Consider the following 9606-nt stretch of genomic DNA (forward strand, 5'->3'; position numbering starts at 1 on the left):
CAACCTGCCGGAACTGGACGGTCTGGCGGTGCTGACCGCCCTGCGCGCGCAGGGCAATCGGACGCCGGTGCTGGTCCTGTCGGCGCTGGGGCAGGTCGACGATCGCATCGCCGGCCTGCGCGCGGGCGGGGACGATTATCTGCCCAAGCCCTTTTCCTTCGGGGAACTGATCGCCCGGCTGGAGGCGATCGTCCGCCGTCGCGATCAGGCCCCCGCGGCGGAGGCGACGCGCAAGGTGGGGTCGCTGACGCTCGACCTGCTGGCGCGCACCGCCCGCCGCAACGGCCGGACGATCGACCTGCTCAACAAGGAATTTCAGCTTCTCGACTATCTGACCCGCCATGTCGGGCAGGTGGTGACGCGTACCATGATGATCGAGGCGATCTGGGATTACAGCTTCGATCCGGGCAGCAACATCGTCGATGTGCATGTCAGCCGCCTGCGGGCGAAGATCGATACGCCCGGCGAGCCGCCGATGATCCGCACCGTGCGCGGCGCCGGCTATCGCATGGATGCGGTGTGACCGGCGGGCTGCACTGGCGGCCGACGGCGGCGCTGCGCGGCGCACTGTGGATCACGCTGATCGCGCTGGTCGCCACCAGCCTTGCGCTCACCGTGCAATATATCCAGACCATCCGCCTCCTGGAAACGCGCGTGCAGGCGGCCGTGGACGATGAGGCCGCAGGGCTGGTCGATCGCTACAACAGCGACGGGCCAGCAGCGGTCGCGCAGGCGGTGATGCGGGCGGTCGATCGTCCGCGCCTTACCGACTTCGTCTATCTGATGACCGACGCGGACGGTACGCCGATCGTCGGCAATCTGGCCGAATGGCCCGCCGGCATCCACCGCGCCGGCTATACCAGCTTCGACACGCGGGTGCAGGGCGCGCGCGGCACCTCGATCGAACGGCGCGTGTCGGCGCGTGCGCTGCGCCTCGGCGAATATCGCCTGCTCGTCGGCAGCCTGTCCAACGATCCAGGGCGCCTGCGTGGACGCTATGCCGCCGCCTTGTTCTGGTCGCTGCTGGTGACCGGACTGGTCGGGCTGCTGGCCGGCTTCTGGTACAGCAGGCGCGCGACCCGCTTCCTCGACGCGGCCAATCGCGCCGGCGAACGGTTCCGGGCCGGGCAACTCGGTGAGCGGATGCCGGTATCGACGCGCGACGACGAATATGACCGGCTGGCGGTGACGGTGAACCACAGCTTTGCCGAGGTCGAACGGCTCGTCGCCTCGTTGCGCACCGCCACCGACGCACTCGCCCATGACCTGAAGACGCCGCTGACCCGGATGCGTGCCCGGCTGGAACTGGCGGCGCTCCAGCAGGACGGCGCGCCCTTTGCCGACGATCTGCGCCATGACCTCGACGCCCTGCTGCGACTGATCGACGACACCTTGCGGCTCGCGCATGTGGAGGCGGCGGGGGCGAGCGCCTTTGCGCGCGTCGATCTGGCGGCGATCGTGCGCGAAACGGTGGAACTGTTCGATCCCGTTGCGCAGGATCGCGGCGTCATCCTGACCGACGAGGACAGCGAAACCGGACAGGCGGTGGTGGTGGACGGACTTCGCCCCCTGCTCGGCCAGATGGTCGCCAACCTCGTCGACAATGCCGTCAAATACACCCCGCCGGGCGGCCGGATCACGGTGGCCCTGTCGGCTGCATTAGGCGGCGCGGTTCGCCTGAGCGTGACGGACAGCGGCCCCGGCATCCCTGCAGGCCAGCGCGACCATGCGCTGGGCCGCTTCGTCCGGCTCGACCCAAGTCGCTCGACACCCGGCGGCGGGCTCGGCCTCAGCATCGTCGCCGCGGTCGCCCATGTTCACCGCGCCCGGCTGCAGCTCGACGACGCTGGCCCCGGCCTGATCGTCCGCATCGATTTTCCGGCGCCGGAGGATCGCTGATACCCACCCCTGCCTACCCCGGAACGGGGCAGGCCCGCGTCACCCCATCCGGGCGGGCACCGACAACGCCGCCAGACTGCCCGCCAAATCCGCATTGCGGAACGGCTTGGTCAGCCGCGGCATGTCGGCATCGATGCCGTCCTCCTCGGCATAGCCCGATACGATCAGCACCGGCAGGCCCGGGTGTGTCGCCTTCAGCAGATGGGCCAGCTCGACACCGCTCATCCCCGGCATCAGATGATCGGTGACCAGGATATCCGGCTCCAGCCCGGCGGACAGCAGCCGCAGCGCCTCTTCCGCCGACGATGCCTCCACCACCGCGTAGCTGAGATCGGCCAGCATCGCCGCCGTGCTCATCCGCACCAGATCCTCGTCATCGACCAGCAGCGCGGTGCCCACCGCCTGCAGGGCCGGGCTCGTGCCCGCCAGCGGTTCGTCGTCGCTGACCGCGGTCGCGCTGATCGGCAGCCACAGGCTGATCGTCGTGCCCGCACCGACCGCGCTGTCGATCGTCAGCCCGCCGCCAAGCTGCGCGGTCAGCCCGTGCACCATCGACAGGCCCAGCCCGGTGCCCTTGCCGATCCCCTTGGTGGAAAAGAACGGTTCGATCGCGCGCTTCACCGTTTCGCCGTCCATGCCGGAACCGGTATCGGCGACGCTCAACCGGACATAATGGCCCTGCGGAATGTCGCGCGCGTCGCGCTTGCACACGCTTTCGCAAGCCGCGGCGATGGTCAGTCGCCCGCCATCGGGCATCGCATCGCGCGCGTTCACCGCCAGGTTCAGCAGCGCCATCTCAAGCTGGTTCAGGTCGGCGCGCGCCGGCGGCAGGTCGGGTGCCAGCACCGTGTCGACGACGATGGTCGGCCCCAGCGTCGATCCGATCAGCCCGGCCATGTTCTCGACGATCCGGGCCACGTCGACCGCGACGGGCTGCAGCGGCTGGCGCCGGGCAAAGGCCAGCAGGCGCTGGACCAGCGTCTTGGCGCGTTCGGCCGATTGCAGCGCCCCTTCGATCAGGCGGCGTTCGCGGTCGTTGCCCAGCCCTTTCCTCACCAGCATGTCGAGCGAGCCGATGATCGGGGTCAGCAGATTGTTGAAGTCATGCGCGACGCCCCCGGTCAGGCTGCCCATCGCCTCCATTTTCTGGCTTTGCCGCAACGCGTCCTGCGCGGCCGCTAATGCCGTCTCCCGCGCCTTGGCCTCGCTCAAGTCGCGGCCGACCGCGACGAAGTTCATCCCATCCGCCTCGGGCGACACCGTCCATTCGATATGTTTCCAGCCGCCGCCGCGCGTCGCGATCCGGTTTTCGAACCGGGCCGGTTGCCGGGTCTCGGCCATGAGGGCGATCGCCGCCAGCGTCGGGGGGGCATCATCCGGGTGCATGAAGCTGGCATAGCCGCGACCCAGCAGCTCGGCCGCGCTCCAGCCGAGCATCCGTGACCAGGCCGGGCTGACCGCGGACATCATGCCCGCATAATCCGCGCGCGCCAGCATGTCTTGCGACAGGTTCCACAAACGGTCGCGCTCGGCGGACCGCGCCGTCACCTGTTCCTCCAGCGTTTCGTTGAGCGTGCGCAGATCCTCCGCCGCGCGCGCCCGCTCGACCGCGGACTTCACCCGCTCGCCGACCTCCTGGACCAGACTTTCCTCCGCCGCGGTCCACGCACGCGGGCTCGCCGACTGCACCGCCAGGATGCCGACCCACTCGCTTTCGCTGAACAGGATCACGTCGATGAACGCGCCCACACGCCGATCGGCAAGCCCCCCGCGCGCCTCGTCGTTCAACCGCAGATCGCCCGGCACGTCATAGGAAACCACCGGCGTTCCAGCGCTGTACGCGCCCAGCAGGTCCGGCCCGAACGCCTCCAGCGAATGATGGCCGACGATGGTGGGAACGTCGTGGAAATAATCCCGCTCCACCGTCATGTGGCCATCGGCGATCTCGGCATAGAAGACCCGGCTGGCGCCCAGCCATTCGCCCAGCCGCTCCGATGCCACGCTGGTGATCGCGGCGCGGGTGTCGAGCGGACGGAGCGCATCGGACAGCGCCAGCAGGAAGGCGGTGCGCCGCTCCCCCTCCACCCGGGCCGTCGTGTCGGCCAGGAAACAGATCACCCCCGCCGGCACGCCCTGCGCATCCAGGACCGGCGAGTAATCCAGGTCCATCCACACCTGTTCGGGCCGGCCATTGCGGTGAAGCGTCAGTTCCTGGTCATGGTAATGCAGCGTACCCCCGGCCAGTCCGACCTTCATCACATGGTCGTTGAAGTCGGCGACCTCGGCCCATCCCTCGCGCACGTCGGAGCCGAGCAGCGCCGGGTGGCGGGCGCCGGCGAACACCGAATAGGCATCGTTGTAGAGCATCACCCCGGTGGTGCCCCACAGCATCACGATCGGCACCGGCGAGCGTAGCAGGATCGCGGTGGCGGTACGCAGCGCCTGGTCCCAGCCATCGATCGGCCCCAGCGGCGTGCGCGACCAGTCCTTTTCCGCGATCAGCCGGGCGCACGCGCCTCCACCCGCCAGAAAACCCGGCTGGTCATGATCGGCGCTGTTCGATTCCGGTACTATGGCGCGGTGGTCGGGCAAAGTGATCTTGATCTAGCGCAAAGTTCGCCCGCTGAAAACTGCCGATTGGCATCAGGGCCTTGCATGGGCCTGGCGCCGCCGCAGCCAGTGGAGCACACCGGTGGCGAACAGCATGGCCGGCACCAGCCCCAGCGCCAGCGCCAGGATACGCGTCGTCATGCCCCCGATCGTGCCGTCATGCAGGGTGCGGATCCAGCCGGCGAGCATCGTCCCCGTGCCACCGCGCCGTATGTCGTGCACCGCCAGCACATGTCCCGTCCCCTGATCGACGAACATGAAGCTGCCGGGGAAGCGCGGATGCGGATCGCCCGGCACCTGAAAGCGCATCCGCAACGGCGTGTCGGTCGCGCTCGGCACGTCGAAAAAGGTCAGGCGTCCGCCGGGCAGCGCCTGCTGCGCCACCGCCAGCGCGCGCGCGATCGGTATCCGCCCTGCCCCCGTGACGGTCGGGCGTGGCGCCGGAACGGCGGCAGGCGCGAACACGGCCCGGGTAACGGCGGGCAGGGCGAGCAGCACGCCGGTCGCGACCAGCACGAACAGCAATGCCATGCTCCACAGGCCGGACAGCTTGTGAAGGTCGCGCAACCGGCGGATTGGCGCGGCGCGGCGTTTGAACGCCAGCGCCTTGCGCCACTCCCCGCGCGGCCACCACGCCCAGAGGCCGGTCACCAGCAGCACCAGCATCGCCATCCCCGACCAGCCGACGATCTGATGCCCGATCTCGCCGGCCAGCAATTCCATGTGGAGCTGATACAGCCAGCTCATCAGATACCCGCCCCACGGCTCCGCGCGCACGATCCGCGCCCCATCGGCGGAAAACCAGATCATCTCGCGGTCGGCATGGTGGCCGGGGGCAGGATAATAGCGCGCCGGGATCGCGCCGCCCTCGCCCGTCACCTCGCCCGTTACCTCGAACGTCCATTTGCCGCCGGGATGATGCCGGCTCCTCTCGGCCGTCGCCAGCACCACGTCCCACACCGGCGATCGCCAGTCGGGCGCAGGCCCTTCCCGCTCCACCTGCACCGCCGGATGCAGCGCGGCATCGATCCCGGTATAGAAGACCAGCGCCGACCCGGTGAGCCCGAGCAGGGCAAACAGCCCGCCCAGCCCCAGACCCAGCCATAGATGCAGGCGCCGCACCAGCACACGCACGGACGTGGCCATCAGACGCGCGCCGCCGGCGCGATCGCGGACGATCGCCGCGGCCCGAACGATATTCTGAACATGATCGACACCTTCGACCGGCCCGGAGCCTTTGCTCCCGAACCGCAGAACAGGCGCGCACCGGCCGGGCCGATGCGCGGGGCACGGGTCAAAGGTGCGGGGGTGGCCCGCGCAAGGGCGGCCGCAGATGCGCCGGAGCGGACGGCAGGGGCAGCAGCACGCCCGTCAACCCGATCGCCATGACGAAGGCGATCAGCGCAGCCAGTTGCACGGCATCGACCGCGCCCAGGCTGGCCGCCGCCAATCCGGAAAAGGCGCACGGCATCTCTGCCCTGCCGTGATCCTCGGGCTGGCCATGATCGGCCATGTCGCCATGCATTTCCGGCATCAGTCCCGCCATCGGCATCCCGGCCACCGGGGTGCCTGCTGGCGCCGCGATACCCGAACACACGATGATGGACAGTCGGCCACCGTCGCTGCCGATCATGTACCCGGCCGGGATCAACAGCTTCATCATCAGGGCCGCCGCGCAGATCAGCACGGCCAGATGACGTTGCGCCAGAAGATGTCGGACGGCCTGCACCGGTGCGGCCTATCGGTATCGGCACGCCCTGTCACCCGGACAATTCGCCGGCCGGTACGGTTCAGGCGAACTCCCGCCCGGTGGATCGCCAATCTATCCTCGACCGGCAGCATCACGCTGCAATTCCAGAGGAAAACTCATGACCATCCACGATCCCTCCGTCGCGGCCGGCCTGCACACCTGCCTTGCGGCCGAACCTGCGCCGCTGTTCCGCCTCGCGCAACTGGACGTCACCCACGATGCCGATCTGGATACGCTATGGACCTATATGCGCCCGCGCGTCCGGCCCAGCTTCAACCCGGACCTGCTTCACGACTTCGCCCGCTGGCAGGACGACATCATCCGCGCCAGCGTCACCGGCGCGATGCGGATCCGTTATCTGGTACTCGGCTCGCGCTTTCCCGGCGTGTTTTCGCTCGGCGGCGATCTCGACCTCTTTTCGCAGCATATCCGGGCGCGCGACCGGGCGGCGCTGGTCCGCTATGGCCGGGCCTGCGTCGCGATCCTCCATCGCAACATGCTGGGGCTGGATCGTCCCATCGTCACCATCGGGCTGGTTCAGGGCGATGCGCTGGGCGGCGGGTTCGAGGCGCTGTTGTCGTTCAACGTCGTCATTGCCGAACGCGGCGCCAGCTTCGGACTGCCCGAAACGCTGTTCGGCCTGTTCCCCGGCATGGGGGCGCATTGTTTCTTGTCGCGCCGGCTGGGCGCGGCGCGCGCCGAACAGATGATCCTGAGCGGTCGCACCTACACCGCCGAGGAGCTGTACGACATGGGCCTCGTCCACGGCCTTGCCGAACGCGGCGAGGGGCGCCGCGTGGTGGAGGACTATATACGCCACAATCGCCGGCGCCACAGCGCGCATTGCGCGATCTACGAAGCGTCGCGCGCGGTCAATCCGCTGACCCTTGCGGAGCTTGAGGCGGTGGTCGACCTGTGGGCCGATGCCGCCCTGCGCTTGAGCGAGGGCGATCTGAAGCTGATGCGTCGCCTGATCGGCGCCCAGACCCGCCTGCTGGAGAAGGCCGGAACCTGATTCCAGTCGCCTTCGGCTAGGCCGAACCGTCCCCGGCGAACATGGCGCCCACCATGTTCGCCGGCATCGGCTCCGCCAGCAGGAAGCCCTGCACCGCATCGCAGCGGGTCCGGCGCAACTGGTCCATCTGCGCCTGTGTCTCCACCCCCTCGGCGATGGTGCGCATCCCCAGCTTGGCCGCCAGATCGACCACGGTCTGCACGATCGCGATCGACGCCGGGCTGCTCTCCAGGTCGGTGATGAACGACCGGTCGATCTTCAGCGTCTGGAACGGGAACTGGGTCAGGTAGCTGAGCGAGGAATAGCCGGTGCCGAAATCGTCCAGCGTGGTGCACACCTTGATCCGGTTCAGCGCCTCCAGCGCGGCCAGCGACGCATCGACATCGTCGAGCAGTACGGACTCGGTCACCTCCAGCGTCAACCGCTCGGGCGACAGGCCGCTGGCGTCCAGCGCATCGGTGATGACATGCGCCAGATTGGTCGCGCGCAATTGGATCGGGGACAGGTTGACCGCGACCGTGACCTCGGGTGGCCAGGCTTTCGCCGCGCGACACGCCTCGTGCAGCACCCAGGTGCCGATCGCCACGATCTGGCCATTGTCCTCCGCGACGGGAATGAACTCTGCCGGGGACACCGCCCCGTATCGGCGGTTGGTCCAGCGCAACAGCGTTTCGCACGAACTGATCCGTCCGCTCGCCAGGTCGAAGATCGGCTGAAACATCAGGTGGAACTCGCCGCGTTCCAGCGCGCCGTGCAACTCGGCGCCAAGCTGACGGCGTCGCTCGATCTTTTCATCCATCACCGGCTCGTAGAAGAACAACTGTCCCCGCCCGCCCTCCTTGGCCCGGTACAGCGCCAGGTCGGCATTCTTCAGCAGGGTATCGGCGTCGCCGCCATTTTCCGGTGCGATGGCGACGCCGATCGAGGCGGTGGTGCGCAGCGTATGGCCGCCGTGCAGCACCGGCTGCTTCACCAGCTGCAGCATCGTCCGCCCGATCTCGTTCGCGCCCCGGGCATGGGGGGTGGAACAGATGATCGCGAACTCGTCCCCGCCCAGCCGCGCGACGATGCCGCTGTCGCCGAACGCGTCCTTCAGCCGCCTCGCCACCGCGACCAGCATCGCATTGCCCGCCAGATGCCCGAAACTGTCGTTCACCTCCTTGAACCGGTCCAGGTCCAGCCACAACAGCACCAGCTTGCCCCCCGCAGTCGGCAGGTGCCGCAACCGTTCCTCGAACCGCTCGCGGAAATCGGTGCGGTTGGACACGCCGGTCAAGTCGTCGCGCCGTGCCAGCAGCGCATGATGCTCGGCCAGCGCGGCATTTTCGGCCGACACGGTCGTCGCCTTCAGGATCGCGCGATAGGTTTGCAGCGTGATGTCCATCATCGCCACCACGAACAACAGGATCACCACGGCCAGCACCGCCTTCAGCGGGTCCAGCGCGATCAACAACCCGACCGCCAGCGGCAGCGACGCGCAGCACAGTTGCGCCAGCGCGATCAGCGGCCGCCCGGCATTGCGTCCGGCGATCCCCGCGGCATAGCCGATCGCCGTGGTGACGGAGAGCAATTGCAGCACGCCGTTATCGGTACGGGTCAGCGTCAGCAGGCCGAACAGCCCGAGCAGGCCCGAATAGCTCAGCGCCCCCAGTCGATAGCCGCGCTCCTGTCTGCGCACCGATGCCGCGCCGCTGCGTTCGTGCCGGTACAGCCGCACCGCATCCGCGATCCGCAACAGGCCGACCAGGCCGATCAGCAACCCGCACCAGATCAGCCAGGAGTCGCCGCTCGACCAGCCGACGACGGCCGCGATCGCGCTGCTGGTCAACGCGCCGATGATGAGCGATTGCGGCGAGGCATACAGCGATTCCACCAGCACCGCACGTACCTGCGCTGTGATCCGTTCATCGGAATGCCGAACTTGCCTCAGCCGATCGATCAAGCGCGTCATACCCATCTCCCACGGGCCAACTATCTGCTTTCCCTCGACAACCATAGCGCCTTGTTGCCGATCCCGGGGTTCGTGCGTTGGCGGGTGATGCCTGCCAAGTTGAAGGTCTTTCGGACGCCGATCGGATTTCATGACGCCTATGTTGCCGCGTCCAGCCAGAAGGCGGCACTGGCGGCCTGGGGTGCGGAGGCCAATCTGTTTGCGCGCGGGCAAGCAGAGGTGGTGACCGATCCGGCGCTGACCGCCGAACCCATGGCCAATCCCGGCAAGGTCATCCGCAAGGCACGCGGCTCGATCGCCGATCACCTCGCCGCCCTCCCCGCCGCGAAGCCCAGCGCCAGGGCCGCCAACAAGGCTCCGGCTAAGTCCGCCAGGAAGACC

The 9606-nt window shown here is 68.4% G+C and carries 7 protein-coding genes and 1 pseudogene; 4 read left to right on the forward strand and 4 right to left on the reverse strand.

Annotation, left to right across the window (positions count from 1 at the left end; genetic code table 11):
- Positions 1–523, forward strand: a 523-nt coding sequence (locus tag Q0U08_RS13695) for a response regulator transcription factor (protein ID WP_298091945.1), incomplete at its 5' end; no start/stop codon positions are given.
- Positions 520–1899, forward strand: a complete 1380-nt coding sequence (locus Q0U08_RS13700) for a HAMP domain-containing sensor histidine kinase (protein ID WP_298091946.1) — start codon at positions 520–522, stop codon at positions 1897–1899. The genes Q0U08_RS13695 and Q0U08_RS13700, both read left to right, overlap by 4 nt.
- A 39-nt stretch (positions 1900–1938) precedes the next feature.
- On the opposite strand, the gene Q0U08_RS13705 is transcribed toward Q0U08_RS13700, so the two are convergent.
- The 3 genes from Q0U08_RS13705 to Q0U08_RS13715 form a co-directional block, all read right to left on the reverse strand.
- Positions 1939–4491 carry a PAS domain S-box protein gene (locus Q0U08_RS13705; RefSeq protein ID WP_298091947.1) on the reverse strand — a complete coding sequence of 851 codons (2553 nt, stop codon included), beginning with the start codon at positions 4489–4491 and terminating at the stop codon, positions 1939–1941.
- Positions 4492–4542: 51 nt separating this feature from the next.
- Positions 4543–5655 (reverse strand): PepSY domain-containing protein, encoded by a 1113-nt coding sequence (locus Q0U08_RS13710; protein ID WP_298091948.1) that lies wholly within the window; start codon positions 5653–5655, stop codon positions 4543–4545.
- Positions 5656–5803: 148 nt separating this feature from the next.
- A complete protein-coding gene (locus Q0U08_RS13715; RefSeq protein WP_298091949.1) occupies positions 5804–6238 on the reverse strand; it encodes a hypothetical protein in 435 nt (144 codons plus the stop codon).
- Between the two features lie 139 nt (positions 6239–6377).
- Here Q0U08_RS13715 and Q0U08_RS13720 point away from each other — a divergent pair, with 139 nt between their 5' ends.
- Positions 6378–7274: a crotonase/enoyl-CoA hydratase family protein gene (locus tag Q0U08_RS13720; protein ID WP_298091950.1), complete on the forward strand. Its 897-nt coding sequence runs from the start codon at positions 6378–6380 to the stop codon at positions 7272–7274.
- Positions 7275–7290: 16 nt separating this feature from the next.
- Here the strand turns inward: Q0U08_RS13720 and Q0U08_RS13725 are convergent, their stop codons facing one another.
- On the reverse strand, positions 7291–9225 hold the full coding sequence (locus tag Q0U08_RS13725; protein WP_298091951.1) for an EAL domain-containing protein: 1935 nt from the start codon (positions 9223–9225) through the stop codon (positions 7291–7293).
- 87 nt (positions 9226–9312) lie between these two features.
- On the opposite strand from Q0U08_RS13725, the pseudogene Q0U08_RS13730 reads away from it, so the two are divergent.
- A pseudogene (locus Q0U08_RS13730) lies at positions 9313–9606 on the forward strand (hypothetical protein); the annotation flags it as partial.

Source organism: uncultured Sphingomonas sp., from assembly GCF_946477935.1.
In the GTDB taxonomy this organism is placed as follows: domain Bacteria; phylum Pseudomonadota; class Alphaproteobacteria; order Sphingomonadales; family Sphingomonadaceae; genus Sphingomonas.

Excerpts from the sequence above, each read along its gene's own strand:
- Q0U08_RS13720 (WP_298091950.1), top strand. The coding sequence starts at position 6,378 with ATGACCATCCACGATCCCTCCGTCGCGGCCGGCCTGCACACCTGCCTT.
- Q0U08_RS13725 (WP_298091951.1), bottom strand. The coding sequence starts at position 9,225 with ATGACGCGCTTGATCGATCGGCTGAGGCAAGTTCGGCATTCCGATGAA.
- Q0U08_RS13710 (WP_298091948.1), bottom strand. The coding sequence starts at position 5,655 with ATGGCCACGTCCGTGCGTGTGCTGGTGCGGCGCCTGCATCTATGGCTG.